This is a genomic window from Spartinivicinus ruber, assembly GCF_011009015.1.
Lineage (GTDB): Bacteria > Pseudomonadota > Gammaproteobacteria > Pseudomonadales > Zooshikellaceae > Spartinivicinus > Spartinivicinus ruber.
The window spans coordinates 4,941,215-4,963,122 of the sequence record NZ_CP048878.1 but is presented as its reverse complement, the minus strand read 5'-3'; the positions used below and the strand labels follow the sequence as shown (position 1 = coordinate 4,963,122).

The window sequence follows — 21,908 nt, the reverse complement described above, 5'->3', positions numbered from 1 at the left end:
CTAGTAACTTCTATTCACAGAAAAGTGAGCTAGCTCAACCATAGCTTGCTTGTGCTCAGAGTCTGGTAAGTCTGTAATACACTTAATGGCTAGGTCTGCTTGCTGTTCAGCAAGAGACTGGGTATAAGCCAGCGCACCACTACGTTTAACTGCTGAGATAACAGCTTCTAAGTCAAGTTGGCTAGGGTTTTCAATCGCATCTTTCACTAATTTGGCATCATCAGAGGAGCCGGACTCAATTGTATGAATAAGTGGTAGAGTTGGTTTGCCCTCGGCAAGATCATCGCCAACATTCTTACCCATCTCTTCTACACTACCCTGAAAATCCAGCACATCATCAATTAACTGAAACGCCATACCTAAGTGATAGCCATACTGACGTAAGTTATTTTCCTGTTCTGTTGAGCTATTAGCGAGAATTGCTGCTGTTTGTGAAGAGGCTTCAAATAGCATAGCGGTTTTGCAGCGAATGACTTCTAAGTAATCTGCTTCAGTGGTGGCCGCATTACCAATATTCATTAGCTGCATCACTTCACCTTCAGCGATTACATTAGTGGCATCAGCTAACACCCGCATGATTTGCAGGTTGCCAAGCTTAACCATCATCTGAAATGCTCTTGAATAAAGAAAATCGCCTACCAATACACTGGGAGCGTTTCCCCATATGGCATTCACGGTTGCTCGGCCACGGCGAAGTTTAGATGTATCAACAACATCGTCATGAAGTAAGGTTGCGGTATGCAAAAACTCAATAATCGCTGCAAGGGGAATATGATCCTGCTGCTGATACTGACAGGCTTTTGCTGATAACAGCACTAATAATGGTCTTAGGCGTTTTCCGCCTGCTTCAGTTATATAGTGGCTGATTTTATCTACCAGGCTGACATCGGAGTGCAGCTGGCTGATAATTTGATCGTTAACACCACTGAAGTCTTGTTTTACAGTCTGATAAATACGCTTTAGTAGGTTGGCCTGAGACATGTCAGCAAATCATGCAAATTCAGATAGGATGGGGCCGAATCCTATGGGTTGATGCCAGGAGTGTCAAGGCGATCCTATAAATCAGCTATGCTTGTTTTTATTAAGTTGTTGTTAAATTGTGCTGCATCATTATGGTAATGATGCAGCACATGCTTGCTTAGAGGGTTGACATCCCTTAAAATGCACGCCCCAAATTCGAAGATCCGGGACTCAAACTTATTTTGTTATGTCTGTTCAGCAATGCTTGTAACGACATGGGGTTTGCTAGTTCTATATGTGCGGGTCTGAGCGGTACCAGCTTTCAGTTAATTAGTTATTTACTGTTAGTTAGGTCCCACCTAAGCGCAAGGTTTTTCGAGCTGAAATCCGGCTTGCCGGATGCCTTTAACAAAAAGGCTTTATTTAGGATTTTCGGAGAAAAGATTATGTACGCTGTGATTGTTAGCGGTGGTAAGCAATACCGCGTTGCTGAAGGTGACACGCTAAAACTAGAAAAGCTGAATGTCGCTACTGGCGACAACATTGATTTTGATCAAGTGCTTTTGGTTGCCAATGGCAGTGAAGTAAAAATTGGTGCCCCTGAAGTTGCTGGTGCTAAGGTTTCTGCAGAAGTGTTGAACCATGGCCGCGGCAAAAAAGTTCAGATCATCAAGTTCAAGCGCCGTAAGCATCATCGTAAGCAAATGGGCCATCGTCAATGGTTCACAGAAGTTAAGATCACTGGCATCAATGCAGGTTAATTCTTAGGAGGTGGATCATGGCTCACAAGAAGGCAGGTGGTAGTACCCGTAACGGTCGCGACTCAGAAAGTAAACGCCTCGGTGTCAAACGCTTTGGCGGGCAGGTCGTTAAGGCCGGTAACATTTTAGTTCGTCAGCGTGGTACTCGTTTTCACGCTGGAGACAATGTAGGTCTGGGTAAAGATCACACTTTGTTTGCAAAAGCAGACGGTAAAGTTGTATTTGAAGTAAAAGGCCCAAGCAAGCGTAAGTTTGTACGTATTGAGGCGGTCTAACAGAGCAAATACCCCGAAAAAGCCCCGTCTCTGACGGGGCTTTTTTGTATTAGGCCTAAATATTTTTCTGGGCCTCTATGATTGAATTAAAAGCTGGCCGGGAGGTTGGGACATGAAGTTTGTAGATGAAGCCTTAATTTCCGTAGAAGCAGGTAACGGAGGGCATGGCTGCCTAAGCTTCCGGCGGGAAAAGTTTGTCGCCAAAGGTGGCCCTGATGGGGGCGATGGCGGTGATGGTGGTAATGTCTATCTAGAAGCTGACAATGATTTGAATACCTTGGTGGATTTCCGTTACCAGCCTCGCTATCGAGCAGAAAGGGGCGAAAATGGCCAAGGTAGCAACTGTACAGGTAAATCTGGTGAAGACTTGATTCTTAAAGTGCCAGTCGGTACTACCATTATTGATGATGACACGTTAGAAGTCATTGGTGATATGACTGAAGTGGGGCAGCGATTGCTAGTCGCTAAAGGGGGCTTCCATGGCTTGGGTAATACTCGCTTCAAGTCCAGTACTAACCGAGCTCCTCGGAAAACCACTAATGGTAAAGAAGGTGAAAAACGTAATCTTCGATTGGAACTGAAGGTGATTGCAGATGTGGGTTTATTGGGTTTGCCCAACGCAGGTAAATCCACTTTTATTCGAGCAGTATCGGCCGCCAAACCAAAAGTCGCAGATTATCCCTTTACCACGCTAGTGCCCAACCTTGGAGTTGTTAAAGTCCAAAATCACCGCAGTTTTGTGGTGGCTGATATTCCTGGGTTGATTGAAGGTGCTGCAGAAGGTGCAGGACTGGGAATTCGCTTCCTGAAACATTTGGCGCGTTGTCGGATTTTATTGCATTTAGTGGATATTGCACCGTTGGATGAGTCTGATCCAACCGAAGCGGCCAAAGCAATAGTTAATGAGCTAGAGCAATTTAGCCCTGCTTTAGCAAAGCGAGACCGCTGGTTGATCTTTAACAAAGTTGATTTATTACCTCCTGAAGAAGCTGATAAACGCTGCCAACAAGTAATTGACGCCCTGGGCTGGCAGGGGCCTGCTTATCGTATTGCTGCTATAGCCAAGCAAGGTACTGAGCAACTTTGCCAGGACATTATGCGTTTTATTGAGTTTAGAGATGAGCAGGAAGCAGAAAATGCGGAGCTGGCTGAACAAGAAGTTGAATTCCGCAGCAGAATGGAAACTGAAGCGCGTGAACGGATGCAGCAGTTACGTGAGGCACGTCAGGCTACGAGAAAAGCAGCGAAGACTCAGGATGACGACGATGACCTTGATGATGGTGATACTGAAGTTTTCTACGTCCCATAAGTTAAGAAAATGAGCAAACGACAGTTACTAACTCGTGCAAAGCGCTGGGTAATAAAAATTGGTAGTGCACTACTAACCGACAACGGTAAGGGGCTTGATACCCAGTCGATGGCTGGCTGGGTTGATCAAATAGCTGAGCTGAGTCGACTTGGTCATGAAATTGTCTTGGTTTCATCTGGCTCGGTAGCTGCTGGGATGTCTCGTTTAGGATGGACTGCACGACCGAGTGCTATCCATGAGTTACAAACGGCTGCGGCTGTAGGGCAAATGGGCTTAGTACAAGCCTATGAAAGTCGCTTTAACACTCATGGCATGACCACGGCACAGGTATTACTGACTCATGCTGACTTATCTGATCGCCAACGCTATCTTAATGCTCGGAGTACTCTAAGATCGCTTTTAGCCTTGGGTGTTATCCCTGTGGTTAATGAAAATGACACAGTGGTGACTGATGAAATTCGTTTTGGTGACAATGATACTTTGGGTGCACTGGTTGCCAATTTGATTGAAGCTGATGTGTTGGTGATTTTGACCGATCAGCAAGGGCTGATGACAGCAGACCCGCGTAAAGACCCTACAGCTGAACTGGTTTCTGAAGTAATGGCCAGTGACGCTAAACTGGATTTGATGGCATCTGGTGGAAGTGGGCAGCTGGGGCGTGGTGGAATGGCTACTAAACTAAGAGCTGCAAGACTAGCTGCTCGCTCTGGTGCAGCAACAGTGATTGTTGGTGGGCGAGTGGCCAATGTGCTAACTCGCCTGCAACAAGCTGAGTTATTAGGAACCTTATTGTTACCAGAGCATGAGCGACTACTGGCTCGTAAGCAGTGGCTGGCAGGGCACTTAAGAACTAAAGGTAGGCTAGTGTTAGACCAGGGCGCTGTCCGGGTGCTTCGTCAGGAAGGACGGAGTTTGTTGCCTGTAGGAGTAAAAGCGGTTTCAGGTGAGTTTCAGCGTGGTGAAATGGTTGCCTGTGTTGATGATAATCAGCGGGAGATTGCTAGAGGGTTAGTTAATTATAATGCTTTGGAGGCAGCAAAAATTGTCGGCAAGCCCAGTCATCAAATTCAAGCCATTTTAGGCTATGTAGATGAGCCAGAGTTGATTCACCGAGACAACCTGGTATTGGTTTAAGTCAGGCGTTAAAGTCTGCAAATAAAAAAAACCGGCAAATGCCGGTTTTTTTGTATTCGCTTTCAGCTTAAGCAGCTAATGCTTTGATTTTTGCATTTAGGCGGCTTTTATGACGAGCAGCTTTATTTTTGTGGATGATGCCTTTGTCAGCCATTCTGTCGATAACAGGTACAGCTGCAGTGTAAGCCGCTTGAGCTTGCTCAAAGTCTTTAGCTTCAATTGCTGCTACTACCTTTTTAATCACTGTACGAACATATGAGCGCAGGCTGGCATTGTGTTGACGACGTGATTCAGCCTGGCGCGCACGTTTTTTTGCAGAGGGAGAGTTTGCCACCGTCTTGGTCCTCGAATTCTATATGCACTAAATTAAAGACGCGCCACTATGCCTACTTGCAAGGCACTTGTCAATATTTGGCCATGTTTTCTAGCTATTAGTGGCGACTACCTGTGAACACTATAGCCATTGTAAAACGATAAGCTAGCTTTGTATTGTGCTTATTGGCGTATAATACGCCTCCTGTTTCTACTGGCTTAGGTTTTGATATGTCGGATAATTCAGTTGAACAGCCCTCCAGTAAGCCGAGAGGGTTGTTAAGATCCAGTTTGCTGGTGGGCATCATGACAATGCTTTCTAGGGTGCTGGGGCTTGTGCGGGACATTGTAATTGCCAATTATTTTGGTGCTAAAGCCGAAGCAGATGCTTTTTTTGTGGCTTTTAAAATTCCTAATTTTTTGCGCCGACTATTTGCCGAAGGGGCTTTCTCTCAGGCATTTGTCCCAGTGTTGTCTGAGTATAAAACCAAGCGCAGCTTTGCTGAAGTGCAGCTGCTAATTGCCAGTACTGCAGGAACTCTAGCAGCTATTTTAATGTTGACCACCATAGTGGGGATATTACTGGCTCCCTGGCTGGTGATGCTGTTTGCACCTGGCTTTCATAATATGCCAGAGAAAATGACATTAGCAGGGGAGTTGTTACGCTTGACCTTTCCCTATTTGTTATTGATTTCATTAACGGCTTTTGCGGGAGCGGTATTAAACAGCTTTGGTCGGTTTGCTGTGCCGGCATTTACTCCTGTGTTATTGAATGTCTCGCTGATTGGCTGTGCGATTTTTTTAAGCCCTTATTTAGATGTGCCGGTAATGGCACTGGCTTGGGGAGTAGTGATTGCAGGGATTATTCAGTTGGTATTTCAGCTGCCGTTCCTAGCAAATATTCATTGTTTGCCTGGGCCTCGGTGGGGAGCAAAGCATGAAGGTGTAAGGCGAATTATGAAGCTGATGTTGCCTGCTTTGTTTGGGGTATCAGTCAGCCAGATTAATCTGTTGCTGGATACTGTACTGGCTTCTTTTTTGGTAAGTGGCAGTGTGTCTTGGCTTTATTATTCCGACCGATTATCTGAGCTACCGCTGGGGATTTTTGGGATTGCCATAGCCACGGTGATTTTACCCAGCTTATCCCACAAACATGCAGCGGACTCAAAAGAAGCCTTTTCTAAAACCCTTGATTGGGCTGTGAGAATGGTGCTGCTGATAGGGCTTCCTTCAGCTGTTGCCTTGTTTATTCTTGCCGAACCCTTGATTGCCACATTATTTCATTATGGGAAGATGACTGATAATGATGTGTATATGGCATCGTTAAGTTTAAGAGCATATGCGACAGGACTGCTGGCGTTTATGGTGATTAAAGTGTTGGCGCCTGGCTATTACGCTAGGCAGGATACCAAAACGCCGGTTGGTATTGCGATAAAAGCCATGATAGCCAATATGGTATTTAATTTAATTTTGGTTTATCCCCTTAAGCATACAGGACTTGCACTAGCTACTTCGTTATCGGCTTTTTTCAATGCTGGGTTGTTGTTTTGGGGACTTTATCGCTCTCAAGTATTTGTATTACAACCAGGCTGGTGGAAATATTTGGCTCAATTGATGGTTGCTAATGGTGTAATGGGAGTATCTATTTTTTATCTGGCTGCACCGGTTGAACAGTGGTTAGCATGGGGCTGGGTAGATAGAGCAATTTCTATCGCTATCCTAGTGGGGGTTGGACTACTGACTTATGCTCTGGTGTTGCTGCTGGCAGGGATTAGGCCAAGGCAGTTTAAGCATTAAGGTTCTTTCTACTAGCGCTTAATGTTGGTCAAAGGCTTTGGGTGTTTTCTGGCAATAGCTGCGATATAATCAGCCGTTTCATTAAAATTTACTTACATTAGGATTTTACATGCGCTTAATCCGTGGTCTTCACAATTTAAAGCCAGAACACCAGGGCTGTGTTGCCACAATTGGAAATTTCGATGGTATTCATCGAGGCCACCAGCGTATTTTAGCCAGTTTAAAAGCCGAAGCAGCAAGGTTATCGTTGCCTGTAACGGCAATTATCTTTGAACCTCAGCCTAGAGAGTATCTAAATCCAAGCCAAGCGCCAGGCCGATTAACCAGCTTTGCTGAAAAACTTTATTGGTTTAAGAAGCTTGGGGTAGACCAGCTGCTGTGCTTGTACTTTGATCATAAATTACAACAGTTGTCGGCAGATGACTTTATTAACCAAGTACTAGTTAATGGGCTTCAGGTTAAGCACCTGGTAGTGGGGGATGACTTTCGTTTTGGTTGTGATCGTAGTGGTGACTTTAATAAACTAACTGAAGCAGGCTTACGTGATGGCTTTGTTGTTAAGCCAACTGAAACGGTTACCACTAATGATGGCAGACGAATCAGCAGTACTCGCATCAGAAAAGTGATTGTCGCAGGTGATTTTCAGCAGGCTGAGCAATTACTTGGTCACCCTTTTCAGATCTGTGGTAAGGTCGTCCATGGTCAGAAATTAGGGCGCCAGCTTGGAGTACCCACGGCCAATATCAGACCTAATCGTACTCAGTTACCGTGTAGTGGGGTGTTTGCGGTAAAAGTGACTGTAAATCATAAGCTGCATTACGGTGTTGCTAATCTAGGTATTCGTCCTACGGTTGATGGCCGCAAGTCTTCATTGGAAGTGCATTTATTTGACTTTCAAGGTTCTTTGTATGGTCAACGCTTAGTAGTTGAGTTTCTGCAGAAAATCAGAGACGAAAAAGCATTTAGTGGCTTGCCTGAATTGCAAGCGGCTATCCAGCAGGATATAAACGTTGCCCGTAACCTTTTAATTGCCCAATTATAGTATCATAGCCAAAGCGAAAGCATTTTAGGGGTGGCTAGTTGTCACCAGTACTAAAAGTATTCGTGAAGGAGTGTTTGTTAACAGAGCGTTTGGTATTAACCACCATGACAGATTATAAATCGACATTAAACCTTCCAAAAACCAGCTTTCCAATGAAAGCTAATTTGGCTCAGCGTGAGCCACAAATGCTCGCTCGCTGGGAAAAAATAGGTCTTTACCAACAAATTCGGAACATTAGCAAAGGCCGTGAAAAATTCATTCTTCATGATGGCCCTCCATATGCTAATGGTGATATCCACATTGGGCACGCCGTTAATAAAATACTAAAAGACATCATTATTAAGTCAAAAACCCTAAGTGGTTATGACTCACCTTATGTGCCTGGTTGGGACTGTCATGGCCTGCCAATTGAGCATAATGTTGAGAAAAAAATTGGCAAGGCCGGCACTAAAGTTGACTACCCTGCTTTTAGAAAAGAATGCCGTAAATACGCATCCAAGCAGGTTTCTGGGCAAAAGAAAGACTTTATTCGGCTCGGTGTGTTGGGGGATTGGGAAAACCCCTACCTGACAATGGACTACAAGTTTGAGGCGGATATTATTCGTGCCTTAGGCCGTATTGCTAAAAATGGCCATCTGCATAAAGGTTATAAACCTGTTTATTGGAGTGTAGTAGGTGGTTCTGCTTTGGCAGAAGCTGAAGTGGAATATCAGGATAAAACCTCATTTTCTATCGATGTTCGCTTTACTGTTGTTGACCAGGCAGCAGTATTAAATCACTTTGATGCTACAGATAAGGGAACTGGCCCTGTTAGTGTGATTATCTGGACTACTACTCCCTGGACGCTGCCAGCCAACCAGGCGGTTGCTGTACACAAAGAGTTAAATTATGCACTAGTGCAAGTGGATCTTGGTCAAGGTGCTGAACGGGTTGTATTGGCTGCTGATATGGTGGAAAGCATCATGCTGCGCTATGAAGTTGATACCTATCAAGTGTTGGCTACTTGCAAAGGAAGTGATTTAGATCATTTGGCCTTACAACACCCGTTTTACAACAAGCAAGTGCCAGTCATTTTAGGCGAGCATGTTACCACTGACGCAGGTACTGGGGCTGTGCATACGGCACCAGATCACGGTGTAGATGACTTCAATGTTGGCAAGCAGTATAGCCTTGGAACATTAAATTTAATCGATGACAATGGTGTTTATCGTGAAAATACCGAGCTGTTCGCTGGTGAGCATGTTTATAAAGTAGATGAAAAGGTTGTTGCGGTTTTAGAGGAAAAAGGAAAACTGGTTCGCCAAACCAAAATTACCCACAGTTATCCTCATTGCTGGCGTACTAAAACACCATTGATTTTCCGTGCCACGCCACAGTGGTTTATTAGCATGGAACAGCAGGGCTTACTTGAGCAAGCAGAGACTGCAGTAAAAAGTGTGCAATGGACACCAGCCTGGGGGCAGAACCGTATCGAAGCGATGCTGGAAAGCAGCCCAGATTGGTGTATCTCACGCCAGCGCACTTGGGGTGTACCAATTGCTTTATTTATCCATAAAGAAACACAGGAATTACACCCTAATACTTCAGAGTTAATTGAGGCCGTTGCCAAGAGAGTTGAGGAAAAAGGCATTGATGCCTGGTTTGCGCTAGATGCAGAAGAACTGCTTGGTGAAGAAGCTGATCAATACACTAAAGTGACTGATACCTTGGATGTTTGGTTTGACTCTGGTGTCACTCATGCTGCGGTATTAGAGCAACGCGAAGAGCTACAATTCCCTGCTGATTTGTATTTGGAAGGCTCAGATCAACACCGTGGTTGGTTCCAGTCTTCTCTAAAAACAGCCATTGCAACGCGTGGTGAGGCACCTTACAAAGCGGTATTAACCCACGGTTTTACAGTGGATGCCCAAGGCCGCAAGATGTCTAAATCAGTAGGCAATGTAGTAGCTCCACAACAAGTGGTTAATAGTTTGGGTGCTGATATTTTACGACTGTGGGTGGCAGCCACTGACTACAGCTCTGAAATGTCAGTATCGGATGAGATTTTAAAACGCACAGCGGACGCTTATCGTCGTATTCGTAATACAGCTCGCTTCTTGTTGTCTAACTTGAATGGATTTGAACCCGCAGAGCATTTAGTGCCATTTAATGAAATGCTGGCATTAGATCAATGGGCAGTTGATCGGGCTTATCAGCTTCAGCAAGAAATTATTGGTGCTTACAATCGTTACGAGTTAATCCAGATTTATCAAAAAGTGCATAATTTTTGTTCGTTAGATATGGGTGGCTTTTATCTGGATATCATTAAAGATCGTCAATATACCACCCAGACAGATAGCTTAGCCCGTCGCAGTGCTCAAACGGCTCTGTATCATATCATTGAAGCGTTTAGTCGTTGGGTTGCACCAATCTTGAGCTTTACTGCTGAAGAAATCTGGCAGGCGATTCCCGGTGAGAGAGGTGAGTCTGTCCAGTTGACTACCTGGTATGAGCAGTTGGAACCATTACCAGAGTCAGTGGTGATGGATAGAAATTATTGGCAGCAAGTCTTACAAGTGAAGACAGCGGTTAACAAGGCACTAGAAGCCGCTAGAAATGAAGGAGAAATCGGTGGCTCACTAGAAGCTGCGATAACTCTTTATGCTTCAGAAAAATTGCAGCCGGTGCTGGCTGCATTGGGTGACGAACTGCGGTTTGTTTTTATTACTTCGCAGGCAGAAGTGAAGTCGTTAGATGAGTCTGATGAAAGTGCAGTAGACACTGAGGTAGAAGGCTTAAAATTAGCTGTACATAGCTTAAGTCATTCAAAATGTGTACGTTGTTGGCACCGTCGTGAAGATGTGGGTCAGCATAATGAACATGTGGAGCTATGTGGCCGCTGTGTAGAGAATGTCGCGGGAGCTGGGGAGAAGCGTTTGTACGCTTAATCTTATTATTAGTTAGTAGCTTCTTTTAGCGAGATAATAGCCACTCCACTAGTTGTACGATGTTGGAGTGGCTTTTTATTATTAGTACATATGCTGGGAAGATTATGTTGAAGTGGTTATGGGTTTCAGTGCTGGTCATTATTATTGACCAGCTAACAAAAGCAGTTGCTGTTGATGTATTACAGTTTCGGGAGTTAGTGCCAGTACTACCTGTATTTGGCTTTACGTTGGCTTATAACACAGGTGCGGCCTTTAGCTTTTTAAGTGAAGCCGGAGGTTGGCAGCGTTGGTTTTTCAGTGTGATTGCGGTGGGAGTCAGTGCATTTTTAGTGTTGTGGCTGAAAAAACTCAAACAAGATGAACACTGGCAGGCCATTGCATTAGCCCTGATTTTAGGCGGTGCATTAGGTAACTTGTATGACAGAGTTGTTTTAGGTCATGTGGTCGATTTTCTATTATTACACTACCAGGACAATTATTTTCCCGCATTTAATATTGCAGACACGGCTATTAGCCTTGGTGCAGTGATGCTTATTATTGATATGTTTAGAAAACCTCAGCAGCAGTAGGAAATTAGTATCATGACTTCATTAGCCATAGGTCCCAATTGCCAAGTCACTATGCACTTTGCTTTGAAGTTAGCTGATGGTGCTGTGGTGGACTCAACCTTTGACAAACAGCCTGCCACATTTGTGGTAGGTGATGGCAATTTACCTGAAAACTTTGAGCAAACAATTTTTGGCTTGCAGGCAGGAGATCACAAAGAATTAGTGTTAACCCCTGAATATGCCTTTGGAATGACCAACCCAAATAATATTCAGCAAATTGCTCGTAAATCTTTTGACCCGGGGTTGGAATTGTCCCCAGGTTTGGTGGTGTCATTTGCCGATGCTAATAAAGCTGAATTGCCAGGTGTGGTGAAGTCATTTGATGACGAAATAGTTGAAATAGATTTTAATCATCCCTTGGCTGGACAAACCCTTAATTTTGAGGTGAAAGTTTTAGCAGTTGAACCTGCTGATGAAGTGAGCCAAGTTACTGAAAAGGAGGGTCGCTAATGAAAATTAAATTAGCCAATCCACGAGGCTTTTGCGCAGGGGTTGATCGAGCCATTGAAATTGTCAACCGAGCACTAGATATCTTTGGCCCGCCTATTTATGTACGCCATGAAGTAGTCCATAACAAATTTGTCGTCGAAAACCTCAAAGAAAGAGGCGCGATTTTTGTCGATGAGCTTCATGAAGTGCCTGATGATGTCATTGTCATTTTTAGTGCTCACGGGGTTTCAAAAGCAGTACAAAATGAAGCACAGGAGCGTGGCTTAAAAGTATTTGATGCAACCTGTCCGCTAGTCACCAAAGTACATATGGAAGTTGCCCGTTACAGCCGTGATGGCATGGAGTGTGTGCTGATCGGCCACAATGGTCACCCGGAAGTTGAAGGCACCATGGGGCAATTCGATTACAACTATGGTGGTAATATTTATTTAGTTGAAAATGAAGCGGATGTTGCCAAACTGGAAGTACAAAACCCAGAAAAACTCGCCTATGTTACTCAAACCACTTTATCAATGGATGATACAGCGAAAGTCATTGATGCCCTAAGAAAGTATTTTCCAAAAATTCAGGGACCAAGAAAAGACGACATTTGCTATGCCACTCAAAATCGCCAAGATGCAGTAAAAGATTTAGCAAGTCAATGCGATGTGGTGTTAGTCGTTGGTTCCCCTAATAGTTCTAATTCCAATCGATTAAGAGAGCTGGCAGAACGAATTGGCTCCTCTGCTTATCTCATTGATAACGAAGATGAAATTCAAACTGAGTGGTTGAAAAATGTTACTAGTATAGGCTTAACTGCCGGTGCCTCCGCCCCAGAAGTGTTGGTTACAAAAGTGATTAATCGGTTACAACAGTTAGGCGCTGAAGCCCCAGAAGAATTACAAGGCCGAGAAGAAAATGTGGTGTTTTCGATGCCCAAGGAACTTAGGGTAAAGCAGGTTTGATTCTGTTGATTTTGAAGCAATAAAAAAGGCAGCGGAAGCTGCCTTTTTTGATTGTTTATGGAGGAACTCCTATCCTCTATTCTCTCTCCAGAAGGTTTTTCTGAGGCGATCAACATCAAGCTGTGCTTCAGTTTCTTCTAATCCAACAAATACAGGAATTTTACCATCTTTAGAGGTAATATTTTCATTAATCCAGGGTTGTCCTGGAATACCTGATGCTTTTAAGTCTACATATCGTTGGCTACTGGTTTGTCCAGAGCTGCCAGCAGTGGCTGCACTAATATAGCTAGTGCCATCATCAAAATTCACCGCGTAAAGCCTTGACTTCCCACTTCCAGGTTTGCAGACAGTCGCTTGTTTTTCTGGAATATAAGTAGTAAAAAATAGTGCTCCAGCATAAGTTGTTGATTGGCTTAATGCCTTTTCTCCTTCATCAAGGTTGATATACCATCCTTTCGCTAGTTTTGTTTCTTCAGAAGGCTGTAGAGTTGTTGCTTTTGTTCTACTGCTTACATCAAGTAAGTTACTATAGCTTAATACATCAGTTGACTTTCTCTCTGTGGTGATGTCGCCTTCTTTAATAGCATAAAATCTATTAGTAAATGTCTTATCTAGGGGATGAGCACGATAGCCTGAGCCAAGTGCAATTGATAAGTACGGACTTTGACCACGTAAACGTACCGTTGAAACATCTGGCTGGTTGTAAAATAAGCGAGGCTTGTCACCAGATAAGCTTGCTATTTTCTGAAAACTATAACCATCAGTTTTGGAAGATTTCTTTTTCGAGTCTTTCAAGTCTAATCTGTAAATATTACCCCGAATATCAACAGCAAATACTAAGTCTACGACTTTATCATTATTTGTGTCTAGAGCACTTACTGAGGCTGTCACACTTGCTTCGGTATCAAAGCTTTTTAGCTCAGTACCTGTGTTAGCATTGAGAATATATAACTTTTTACCTTTAGTTTCTTGGTCGGTTAGCAGGGTTTGGTTGTCATCTACAAATTGAAGGTTTGTTCCATCAATTTTTATACTATCGTATTTAGGGTCGTAACCTCCCCCAAAAACTACGGCGAATTCTGGAGTGTTACTTAGCTGTACCTGCATAACATTTGGCATAGACCAAGTTTGAGATATGTCACCAGAGCTAAACTCCCATTTGAGTTTGGGGGTCTCTCTATTAGTAATATCTAAAGCAAATACTTTATTTCCTCCTCGCCTCATTGATATGTACAGGTTAACGTAATCTGTATTATTTATCTTGCCATCATTATTTCCATCAAAGATTAACGTATCAAGGGGACCATCTAAACCATAGGCCTTAGTTTTATTATCAATCACTGCATTGTCTTTATATATTTTTAAATTTTTTAATAAGTCAGGTGGAATGAACCCATACAGTTCTTTACCACTATTTGTAGCATCTTCTGTTGTTCCATCTGACTTTTCTTTTCTTGAAATATCAATTGCATGAATAAAGCCGAGGTTAGTTCCAAAATAAGCAGAGACGGTTATGTTTCCATTATTATCTTTATCATAGTTTACAACCTGCAAATTAGTGTGTAGTGGGTCTCCAATGATTTGTTCGTTATAAACCCAGTCTATAATGGTTTTCCACTCTGCCTCATCACTTACATTGTAATCGGCAAAAACTTTATAATTTTGTAACTCTACAAGCTTGTTATTATCATTAGAATCATATGTATACAGTTTCCTCTGTCTTTTATCGGTAGGGAGTTTACTTCTCATACCACCCTTTAAAGAGTCTTTACCATCTTTTACACTACTCCAGTAACTAGTCACGTCTTCAGTAAAGTAACCATCAGAGATGGCTGTAACATTTATATCTGTTCCTACAATTTTGCCATTGTGAAATTTGTAATGTTTTAGATTGCCTTGCCAGTTTGGTCCTGCGGCAGGTTTGAAAACAGGGAAGTAAAGGTCATTACCCAGTTCTAAAGAGTTTGTTGCGCTGACTGGTACTGATGGTGTCGCATTAGATGTTCCCGCACCACTTGCAAGACTGACAGCTGTTTTAAGTGCTTGGACTACAGCATTAGGATTGGTAGCATTGAAAAATGAACCACCACTATTTGAGGCTGCGCTTTTTAAAAGGGCTGGCTCTGCTCCACCAAAACCACCGATGGTATTGACAGCAACAGTACGTTTAATATTATTACTGGCATCGCCATCTAGATCATTATTTCCCATATACCATGCAAGCTCATCTAGACAGTTGCCACTGCATTTTCCTAGGCCTGAGGGAAGAGTACTATTTCTAATTAAAGCTTTAATTTCTGTATTAGAACCACCATCCCCAGAGGGGTCGCCGTCAGTGAATAATACAATACTATTTTGTTGGCACTCTACTTCATTAAATGGGGAATTATATTTAGAGCCCGAAACGCCAACACTCTTAAACTTACCATTCTTTCCTGTGAGTCCATATTTTGGAGTTTGCCCTGTATAAAATAAATAAGCTTCATATAGAGTATCACTTAAAGGAGTACCTAAGTTAGTAGGGTAAGCATTTCTTGGATTGTAAATTATATCGATAAGAGCCTTTCTATTTTGATCTTCATTAATATCTCTAAAGTCGGAAGCTACAAAAGCACCTGGATATAAAAAGAACATAAGTCCAAGGTTAATATCATTTGTATTAGCAGCTACATTAGCTGCTGCATCCTGAATGATTTGTAGGCGAGTGCGATAATTGTTATCGTAGTAGCTGTTATTAAAACAGTTTGAAATACTTCCACCACCATTGCCGCCGCCGCTATTCTTTTGGCATTTTTTAGTAGGCTCGGCAAATCCTTTTAAATCAAAACTATCTCGATAACGTTTGCCATTTGCTTTTTCATTTGAGTCTTGTTTGTTGTTATTATTTTTGTCTTCCCACCCAACTTGATGTGTTCCTTCCATACTTCCAGAGTTATCAAGAATAATCAATACATTAGGTGGCTCGTTAGGCGCAACATATATTTCCGTATCATCAGCGTAGTTGGTGGTTGCATTAAAAATAAAGCTGAATGTGAGAATGTATTTAAGATATTTTTTTATGGTCTGCATTGATCTGTTGCCTTATAAGATAAACTGTTATTTGTTGGAGAATTTTTTTTGTTTTGGGCCTGTATAACTTAATCCATATGTTTGGTTTGAGTTAGAACCACTAGTTTTTTCTAATTGTGCATTAAGCTCAAACAAGTAAGTGGCTTTAGGTGAATTAATATCATTTGAGAAAGTATTAGTTTTGCCAAAACCCGAGAAGCTTGATAATCCTTCATAATTAAGCTCAGACTGGTTGCTGGTAATCCCACGTTTAGTGGTTTTGGCTTGATCTAATGAATGATTGAGGTTTGCTTTCTGATTGGTGCTGTTAACAGCTTCGTAAATTTTTTTTATATCTGATTTCAGATAAGTAACTTGTCCATCTAATTCACTTTGTGTGAGTTGAAATACGTCTAAGCTTTCTTGGCTATTACTAGCCATTTTTTCTTCAACTGTTGATGTTGACATAGCTGCAATACCAATCAAGCTAAAAATTGCTAATAGAACAAGACTAATAATTAGTGAAGATCCTTGTTGTTTGTACATGATTATTACATCTCTCATTAAAGTGCGTTCTTTATCTGAACAGTTGTGCTGTATGGTTGAACTGTATTATTTGCTGAAGAGGCCTCGACAGTTACTTTTACTGCTTTTACATTTCTTTCATCAACCTTTTGAACTTCTGCATCACTCAAGTATTTTTCAGTTGTTCCAGAGGAGCTTTTAGCAATGGCGTATTGGGCTGTTAAGCTTTCAATACCACTAATTAAGACTTGTCCTGGAGTCAGCTCAGTATCTGTAGTTAAATTATAACTACGACAAAAAAGTGATGATTCATTGTTATTGCTGGGGTCTTGGGCTACGTAATAAGCATTAACAATTAAATCCCCTCTTGTTATGTCACTACTTCTCCCGGCACAATCCATTCCATCGGGTGGTTGATAAGCTATGGATAGTTGGCCAGGCTTTAGACCAAATTTATCTTTATCACACTTCTTGAGCTTACTATCACAATCAAATAAAAAAAATGCAGTATCAGTGTCGGCTCCCTCGCTTTCCCAATAACCAGCCATACGTAGGTCTTTTGCTATAAAAGTCAGAGCAATTCGTCCATTTTCTTGTGCCCTGGCAAGTTCATCATTTTGTCGATATGTTTGTGTGATACCTAAAAATAATTGAAGAATACCGGCGATTATGAGTAAACCTAGTAATAATGCAATCATCAACTCTATAATTGAAAAGCCTTTTTGTTTGTATATGTGCATTATCTTTACCCTTCAATTTTTACAAGAAGTTCAACTCTAGGGTTGTTATTACCTTGTCTACTAAACTTGCCTGAAGCTTCTTCCCATTCAACTGTGACAGTGATATCTGCATTAGGACTGCAATCAGTAGGGGCACATGTAATGGTTGGAGTTAAATTGGCTAGTATTTCTTTGTTAGTCGCTTCATCACAAAATATATTCCATAGATCATGTTGAGCTATCTCATTATGAGTACATGATGCACTTCTTCCATTGCAGTTCTTAGGCTTGCTTGAACAGCTAAAACTATTAGTTTTTGTATACCCCCCGGCTGCATTGTTGATAATGCCAAGAGGGTTTGCTCGCATTCTTTCTACTAATTCTTGTGCAAGCCAGATGGCTTGAGAGCGTTGACTAGCCTGATAAGTGCTTTTAATTGACTGTGCTTGCATACCTGCCAAGCCAAGGAGACCGATAGCAATGATTAAAATAGTGATTAGGACTTCAATTAGCCCAATACCTTGTTGATTTGTATATTGATTTATTTGCATGCCATTGCCTATTTGATTAATTTTGACGGCTTCCCGTACGGTTTAACACTAAAGTTCTGCTTTCACTTGCTCCTTGAAGAGTAACAGTGACAGTATCTGTGCCTGAAGCGAGATTTATTGATCCTCTCGAATTGAAAACTATGGGAGCTGATGTAATAGTAACGCCTAAATTCACTTCTCTAATGACATTAGAAGAGCCTGCGCTGATAGTAATATTTGTACCTGATGGTGTTAATGTGATTTCAGTATTTCGAGTGATCGCACTATTTCTTGCAAAACTTACTGAAGAAGTAAACTCACTTTCTGCTGTGTCAAGCTGATATCTAGTTAGAAAATTATTAAATGAAGGGACAGCAAATGTTAGAATGATTGCCCCTATTGTAATAGTGATCATCAGTTCGATCAGTGTAAAACCTTGAGTGCGCTGCATGATGCGTGGCCTCCTGTAATAAATTTATCACGCATTCTCCATACAGGCTTAATATAGACACTGATCAACCGATAAGCAGGATATTTTGTAACCTAACTGGTTATTTTACTGAAAAAAACTACTAGCAGTTCTCGTTTAGTATTTTTTGGGCGTCACGACTTTGACGTGATGGGGTGTTATGGCGAACTCTACCAACAAAATTGACAATTAATTGTCTTGGTGCGTAGCTTTCCTGATTTTTTGGGCATAAGGTGATACGGCCAAAAATTGGTCGAGATAGTCCTTCGGGATGGTAACGTAGGTATTGTCTTCTGGAAGACAGGCGGGCATTGATATAGCCATTAATATTAACTGGAATAATTCGTAATAATTGTTCGTTATTATCTAGTTTGCCATTACGATTGGGGTCGGTAAAAATCATTAGTTGTTCTGTTTGCCAGTGGCGTAAACAGTTTTCGCCTTTGCTTGGACACATAGCAACGTAAGTTTGTTGGGTAATGGCATAGTCTCGGGTTAACTGGATGGCATTATGTAACTGCATCATGGTCGTGCGGGCTTGATAATTATGTACCATTGAGCTTAAGCCAGGTATGCCAATCGTTACGATAAGTGAAAAAACTGCAATGGTAGTGAGTAGCTCTATTAAGGTGAAGCCTGCTGAATTAAGTTGGGTAAAATCCTTATGTATCTTCATGAATCCTTCTTTATATTTTACGGCTAGATTTGTTTTTCTGGAGTGTAAGGATTATTGAGTGATCGTGTTGTTAACTGTTGACCAGATTTGTTGGTGTATTGTTTGAGTCCTCAAGCTTTTGAGAAAAATGTTAATTATTTAATGCCGTAGATTGGAAAAATCATAAATGGTAGATTGAAATAGTGTGCCATTTGATAATGGATTGAATGAATAATTAAAAAAGATTCAGTTGTTTAGATTAAGGATTTTATGGATGCTATTAAATAAAAAAGAGGGATTATATAAAAATGTGCTTTATAAATATTGGATGTTAAGTTTATTCTAAATCTAATTTCTTTAGTCGGTAACGAAGGGCTCGAAAGGTAATGCCCAGTTTTTTCGCTGCAGCCGTTTTATTCCAGCGAGTATCTTCTAAGGCTTGAACAATGGCTTTGCGCTCTAAATCTTCCAAATAGTCTTCTAGAGAGCTAACACCTCCTGGAGGTGGTGTGGTTGCTTGTAACGCAAGCGGGTTGCTAGTTTCAGTATCACTTAGCTTAAGGTCATCTCTTTGAATGATATCTTCCTCACAAAGGGTAAATGCTCTTTCTAAAGTGTTTTCCAGTTCTCTGACATTGCCTGGAAAAGCATAATTTTTCAGAGTAGCTAAGGCTTCTCTGGAAAGGTGGGGTGGTGTTAAATCACAACTATTGGCAATTTTATTCAAGAAATGCTGAGCCAATAAAGGGATATCTTCTGGGCGTTCTCTTAAGGGGGGAACTTTTAATTCAATAACATTGATTCGATAGAATAAGTCTTGGCGAAAATTCCCTTCATTAACCAGTTGATTAAGTTCTTTATGGGTTGCACTGAGAATCCTGATATCTACCTTAATTTCATTTTCAGTGCCCACGGGGCGGATCGACTTTTCTTGAATTGCTCGTAATAATTTAACTTGCATAGATATAGGTAAATCGGCTACTTCATCTAAAAATAAGGTGCCGCCATTAGCTGCTTGAAATAGCCCTGGTTTATCGTTAACAGCGCCGGTAAAGCTACCTTTTTTATGGCCAAAGAACTCACTTTCCATTAGTTCTGAAGGGATTGCACCACAATTGACGGGTATGAAAGGTGCGTCTGCACGGGCACCTTCTTCATGAATAAGTCGAGCCACTAATTCCTTACCGCTTCCAGATTCACCGCTGATATAAACAGGGGCTTGACTTCTAGCCAGTTTGATTACTTGTTTACGTAATTGCTTAATGGCTTTTGAGTCACCTAGTAACTGAGTTTCACTGGTAATTTTTACTTCGGCAGCATGATTGGACTTATTTAATTTTAAGGCAGAACTGACTAAATCACGCAGGCGTTGTAAGTCAACAGGCTTGGAAACAAAATCAAAAGCGCCAGCCTTTAATGCGGTAATAGCGGTATCCATATTGCCATAGGCAGTTATCATTGCGACTGGAATTTTACTGTAGTGTTGTTGGATGTGTTTAACTAGGTCAATACCATTTCCGTCAGGTAGGTTCATATCGGTTAAACAGAGATCAAAAGCCTGGTTGGTCAAGTGTTGATAAGCTTGTTCAAGGCTACTGGCTGCTTCAGTGTCTATTTTCATGCGTCCTAAGGTGATTTCCAAAAGCTCCCTAATATCTGGCTCATCATCAACTATTAGCACCAAAGGGTTTGCCATGGTTTTCAGTCTCATTGCTTTGATCTTATTGTTTAAGGTTCTAAGTAGCTTTGATTACGTTGTGGATGAGCAAATGTAATTCTAAAACAGCACCCACTTTCACTCCTTTTTATTAAGTTTAGGCTTGCCTGGTTAGCTTCACATAATTCTCTTGAAATATATAAGCCCAAACCAGTCCCAATGGTTTCGGTCGTATAAAAAGGCTCAAAAATTTGTTCAGATAGGCCATTTTGAATGCCAGGTCCTTTATCAATAATATCCACATAAGGTTGTCCAGTGTCCTGTTTCATACTAATGACAATTTTAAGATAGGCTTCCCCAGTATTTAGGTAGCTGTAGCGCAGACCATTTTGACAAAGGTTGGTGACTACTTGGCTTAATTGATGGGGGTCAAATACAACTTCAACTTGGCTATTAAAGGCTTGAATATCAAATAAGGGAGATTGAATGCCAGTAAAATGTTCTTCACTTAAATGTTTTCTCAACCATGGCTCAAGTTGTAGTGTTTCTGGTTGAGCTTGCTTTCGCTTAGCCACTTGTAAAATGTTTTCAATAATATTATTTACCCGTTTAGAGTGATTCTGAATAATTTCAATTAAACGCTCATCTGCTCTTGTGATATCCGGTGACTCGTGTAGTAACTGAGCGGCATGGCTGATGGCACCTAATGGATTTCTGATTTCATGGGCGATACTAGCAGTAAGACGGCCTAGTGAAGCCAGCTTGAGTTGTTGTGCCTGCTGGGTTAGTAATGAAATATCATCCAAAAAAACTAAAGTATTCACATGACCACTCATTGGTAAACGGGTGAAATTAGCTTTTACTTTTGGACTTTCAGTGGTTGCTTGAAAAGGTTCAATGCGGGTGCGTGGATTATTTTGCCATTTAATCAGGGCTTGCTTTAGCTGAGTAGAAGCTTGTTCAATGGTTTTAGGATAGTTACTGCTATTTAGCAAGAATTTTGCTGCTTCATTCATCATGATTAAATGTTGGTCGTTGCTAATGACAAGAATGCCAGTACGCATGCGTTGAATGATTACCTGATTGAGTTTCTGTAAATTAAAAAACTCTGTGCGGCGTTGTTCTGCTAGTTCTTCACTACGGCTTAATCGTTCTGAAAGGGTTTGGATAAAAAAAGCAGTAGCAAAATAAATTAACCCTAATAAACCGCTGCTAATTTGAGTTTGTAAGCCAATGGTTAAGTTAGTGCTGCGAAATAAGGTAATAGCAACAATACAAAGTGAAGCAATTGCAGCGAGTAAAAGCCCTAATTTACCTCTAATTAGAATATTGCCTGCTGCAACAGAAACGACGACTAAATTACCAAATGCCAGGTTTTTTGAGGTTTGCAATGAAAGTAATAAGCTCAATAGCAAAATATCTGTGCAGCTGATGCAAAAGGTAATAGCTGTTGAAGTGGGGTGGCGAATACTGATAAAGACAATAATGTTGATAAATAAATAAACAATTGAAAAAAGTTGTAGTGATTTTAGGTTGTCAGGATTGAACAACACAATATTCAAGGGACTAAAAGCACTAATAGTGAGGACTAACCCTAAAAGCAGTCGGTAAAGGTTATAGATACGCAACACTCTAAGATTAAGATTGGCTGGTGGTAGTGTTGACGTCTTATTATCCATTTTAATGGTTGTGGTTGCTTTTATTCTGTTTGCTTTAGTTTAGCAAAGCCAAGGAAGTTATTGATGTGGATGGGTTAGTGAACTCTGTTCTTTAACTAAAATTAATG

20 protein-coding genes are annotated in these 21,908 nt (G+C 41.5%); 10 read left to right on the top strand and 10 right to left on the bottom strand.

Annotated features, from left to right (window positions below; genetic code table 11):
• Positions 1 to 981 (bottom strand): polyprenyl synthetase family protein, encoded by a 981-nt coding sequence (locus G4Y78_RS22570; protein ID WP_163835147.1) that lies wholly within the window; start codon positions 979 to 981, stop codon positions 1 to 3.
• Positions 982 to 1,406: 425 nt separating this feature from the next.
• On the opposite strand from G4Y78_RS22570, the gene rplU reads away from it, so the two are divergent.
• The 4 genes from rplU to proB all read left to right on the top strand — a co-directional run bounded on the left by rplU (position 1,407) and on the right by proB (position 4,439).
• Positions 1,407 to 1,721: a 50S ribosomal protein L21 gene (rplU, locus tag G4Y78_RS22565; protein ID WP_163835146.1), complete on the top strand. Its 315-nt coding sequence runs from the start codon at positions 1,407 to 1,409 to the stop codon at positions 1,719 to 1,721.
• Between the two features lie 17 nt (positions 1,722 to 1,738).
• Positions 1,739 to 1,996 (top strand): 50S ribosomal protein L27, encoded by a 258-nt coding sequence (rpmA, locus tag G4Y78_RS22560; protein ID WP_163835145.1) that lies wholly within the window; start codon positions 1,739 to 1,741, stop codon positions 1,994 to 1,996.
• Positions 1,997 to 2,108: 112 nt separating this feature from the next.
• On the top strand, positions 2,109 to 3,305 hold the full coding sequence (gene cgtA, locus G4Y78_RS22555; protein WP_163835144.1) for an Obg family GTPase CgtA: 1,197 nt from the start codon (positions 2,109 to 2,111) through the stop codon (positions 3,303 to 3,305).
• A gap of 9 nt (positions 3,306 to 3,314) precedes the next feature.
• Positions 3,315 to 4,439, top strand: a complete 1,125-nt coding sequence (gene proB, locus G4Y78_RS22550) for a glutamate 5-kinase (protein ID WP_163835143.1) — start codon at positions 3,315 to 3,317, stop codon at positions 4,437 to 4,439.
• A gap of 67 nt (positions 4,440 to 4,506) precedes the next feature.
• On the opposite strand, the gene rpsT is transcribed toward proB, so the two are convergent.
• Positions 4,507 to 4,773 (bottom strand): 30S ribosomal protein S20, encoded by a 267-nt coding sequence (rpsT, locus tag G4Y78_RS22545; protein ID WP_163835142.1) that lies wholly within the window; start codon positions 4,771 to 4,773, stop codon positions 4,507 to 4,509.
• Positions 4,774 to 4,982: 209 nt separating this feature from the next.
• Here rpsT and murJ point away from each other — a divergent pair, with 209 nt between their 5' ends.
• From murJ to ispH, 6 genes are all read left to right on the top strand, one after another.
• Positions 4,983 to 6,548, top strand: a complete 1,566-nt coding sequence (murJ, locus tag G4Y78_RS22540) for a murein biosynthesis integral membrane protein MurJ (protein ID WP_163835141.1) — start codon at positions 4,983 to 4,985, stop codon at positions 6,546 to 6,548.
• Positions 6,549 to 6,657: 109 nt separating this feature from the next.
• Positions 6,658 to 7,590, top strand: coding sequence for a bifunctional riboflavin kinase/FAD synthetase (ribF, locus tag G4Y78_RS22535; protein WP_163835140.1), 933 nt, complete (start codon positions 6,658 to 6,660; stop codon positions 7,588 to 7,590).
• Positions 7,591 to 7,694: 104 nt separating this feature from the next.
• Positions 7,695 to 10,517: an isoleucine--tRNA ligase gene (gene ileS, locus G4Y78_RS22530; protein ID WP_163836573.1), complete on the top strand. Its 2,823-nt coding sequence runs from the start codon at positions 7,695 to 7,697 to the stop codon at positions 10,515 to 10,517.
• A gap of 104 nt (positions 10,518 to 10,621) precedes the next feature.
• Complete coding sequence (lspA, locus tag G4Y78_RS22525) at positions 10,622 to 11,086, top strand: signal peptidase II (protein ID WP_222937560.1); 465 nt, start codon at positions 10,622 to 10,624, stop codon at positions 11,084 to 11,086.
• A 12-nt stretch (positions 11,087 to 11,098) separates the two neighbouring features.
• Positions 11,099 to 11,575 (top strand): FKBP-type peptidyl-prolyl cis-trans isomerase, encoded by a 477-nt coding sequence (gene fkpB, locus G4Y78_RS22520; RefSeq protein ID WP_163835138.1) that lies wholly within the window; start codon positions 11,099 to 11,101, stop codon positions 11,573 to 11,575.
• Positions 11,575 to 12,519 carry a 4-hydroxy-3-methylbut-2-enyl diphosphate reductase gene (ispH, locus tag G4Y78_RS22515; RefSeq protein ID WP_163835137.1) on the top strand — a complete coding sequence of 315 codons (945 nt, stop codon included), beginning with the start codon at positions 11,575 to 11,577 and terminating at the stop codon, positions 12,517 to 12,519. Before fkpB ends, ispH begins: the two co-directional genes overlap by 1 nt.
• 69 nt (positions 12,520 to 12,588) lie before the next feature.
• On the opposite strand, the gene G4Y78_RS22510 is transcribed toward ispH, so the two are convergent.
• The 8 genes from G4Y78_RS22510 to G4Y78_RS22475 all read right to left on the bottom strand — a co-directional run bounded on the left by G4Y78_RS22510 (position 12,589) and on the right by G4Y78_RS22475 (position 21,801).
• Positions 12,589 to 15,588, bottom strand: coding sequence for a pilus assembly protein (locus G4Y78_RS22510; RefSeq protein ID WP_163835136.1), 3,000 nt, complete (start codon positions 15,586 to 15,588; stop codon positions 12,589 to 12,591).
• A 27-nt stretch (positions 15,589 to 15,615) separates the two neighbouring features.
• Positions 15,616 to 16,113 carry a pilus assembly PilX family protein gene (locus G4Y78_RS22505; protein WP_163835135.1) on the bottom strand — a complete coding sequence of 166 codons (498 nt, stop codon included), beginning with the start codon at positions 16,111 to 16,113 and terminating at the stop codon, positions 15,616 to 15,618.
• Between the two features lie 17 nt (positions 16,114 to 16,130).
• Positions 16,131 to 16,832, bottom strand: coding sequence for a PilW family protein (locus G4Y78_RS22500; RefSeq protein ID WP_268935008.1), 702 nt, complete (start codon positions 16,830 to 16,832; stop codon positions 16,131 to 16,133).
• Between the two features lie 5 nt (positions 16,833 to 16,837).
• Positions 16,838 to 17,362 carry a type IV pilus modification protein PilV gene (gene pilV / locus G4Y78_RS22495; RefSeq protein ID WP_163835133.1) on the bottom strand — a complete coding sequence of 175 codons (525 nt, stop codon included), beginning with the start codon at positions 17,360 to 17,362 and terminating at the stop codon, positions 16,838 to 16,840.
• A 16-nt stretch (positions 17,363 to 17,378) separates the two neighbouring features.
• Entirely contained in the window at positions 17,379 to 17,792 is a 414-nt protein-coding gene (locus G4Y78_RS22490) for a GspH/FimT family pseudopilin (RefSeq protein WP_163836572.1), read from the bottom strand.
• Positions 17,793 to 17,913: 121 nt separating this feature from the next.
• Positions 17,914 to 18,486 carry a GspH/FimT family pseudopilin gene (locus tag G4Y78_RS22485; protein WP_163836571.1) on the bottom strand — a complete coding sequence of 191 codons (573 nt, stop codon included), beginning with the start codon at positions 18,484 to 18,486 and terminating at the stop codon, positions 17,914 to 17,916.
• Positions 18,487 to 18,802: 316 nt separating this feature from the next.
• A complete protein-coding gene (locus tag G4Y78_RS22480) occupies positions 18,803 to 20,176 on the bottom strand; it encodes a sigma-54-dependent transcriptional regulator (protein ID WP_329604900.1) in 1,374 nt (457 codons plus the stop codon).
• A gap of 17 nt (positions 20,177 to 20,193) precedes the next feature.
• Complete coding sequence (locus tag G4Y78_RS22475) at positions 20,194 to 21,801, bottom strand: sensor histidine kinase (protein ID WP_163835132.1); 1,608 nt, start codon at positions 21,799 to 21,801, stop codon at positions 20,194 to 20,196.
• Positions 21,802 to 21,908: the final 107 nt, after the last annotated feature.

Excerpts from the sequence above, each read along its gene's own strand:
- G4Y78_RS22570 (WP_163835147.1), bottom strand. The coding sequence starts at position 981 with ATGTCTCAGGCCAACCTACTAAAGCGTATTTATCAGACTGTAAAACAA.
- rplU (WP_163835146.1), top strand. The coding sequence starts at position 1,407 with ATGTACGCTGTGATTGTTAGCGGTGGTAAGCAATACCGCGTTGCTGAA.
- rpmA (WP_163835145.1), top strand. The coding sequence starts at position 1,739 with ATGGCTCACAAGAAGGCAGGTGGTAGTACCCGTAACGGTCGCGACTCA.
- cgtA (WP_163835144.1), top strand. The coding sequence starts at position 2,109 with ATGAAGTTTGTAGATGAAGCCTTAATTTCCGTAGAAGCAGGTAACGGA.
- proB (WP_163835143.1), top strand. The coding sequence starts at position 3,315 with ATGAGCAAACGACAGTTACTAACTCGTGCAAAGCGCTGGGTAATAAAA.
- murJ (WP_163835141.1), top strand. The coding sequence starts at position 4,983 with ATGTCGGATAATTCAGTTGAACAGCCCTCCAGTAAGCCGAGAGGGTTG.
- ribF (WP_163835140.1), top strand. The coding sequence starts at position 6,658 with ATGCGCTTAATCCGTGGTCTTCACAATTTAAAGCCAGAACACCAGGGC.
- ileS (WP_163836573.1), top strand. The coding sequence starts at position 7,695 with ATGACAGATTATAAATCGACATTAAACCTTCCAAAAACCAGCTTTCCA.
- lspA (WP_222937560.1), top strand. The coding sequence starts at position 10,622 with ATGTTGAAGTGGTTATGGGTTTCAGTGCTGGTCATTATTATTGACCAG.
- fkpB (WP_163835138.1), top strand. The coding sequence starts at position 11,099 with ATGACTTCATTAGCCATAGGTCCCAATTGCCAAGTCACTATGCACTTT.
- ispH (WP_163835137.1), top strand. The coding sequence starts at position 11,575 with ATGAAAATTAAATTAGCCAATCCACGAGGCTTTTGCGCAGGGGTTGAT.
- G4Y78_RS22510 (WP_163835136.1), bottom strand. The coding sequence starts at position 15,588 with ATGCAGACCATAAAAAAATATCTTAAATACATTCTCACATTCAGCTTT.
- G4Y78_RS22505 (WP_163835135.1), bottom strand. The coding sequence starts at position 16,113 with ATGTACAAACAACAAGGATCTTCACTAATTATTAGTCTTGTTCTATTA.
- G4Y78_RS22500 (WP_268935008.1), bottom strand. The coding sequence starts at position 16,832 with ATGCACATATACAAACAAAAAGGCTTTTCAATTATAGAGTTGATGATT.
- pilV (WP_163835133.1), bottom strand. The coding sequence starts at position 17,362 with ATGCAAATAAATCAATATACAAATCAACAAGGTATTGGGCTAATTGAA.
- G4Y78_RS22490 (WP_163836572.1), bottom strand. The coding sequence starts at position 17,792 with ATGCAGCGCACTCAAGGTTTTACACTGATCGAACTGATGATCACTATT.
- G4Y78_RS22485 (WP_163836571.1), bottom strand. The coding sequence starts at position 18,486 with ATGAAGATACATAAGGATTTTACCCAACTTAATTCAGCAGGCTTCACC.
- G4Y78_RS22480 (WP_329604900.1), bottom strand. The coding sequence starts at position 20,176 with ATGAGACTGAAAACCATGGCAAACCCTTTGGTGCTAATAGTTGATGAT.
- G4Y78_RS22475 (WP_163835132.1), bottom strand. The coding sequence starts at position 21,801 with ATGGATAATAAGACGTCAACACTACCACCAGCCAATCTTAATCTTAGA.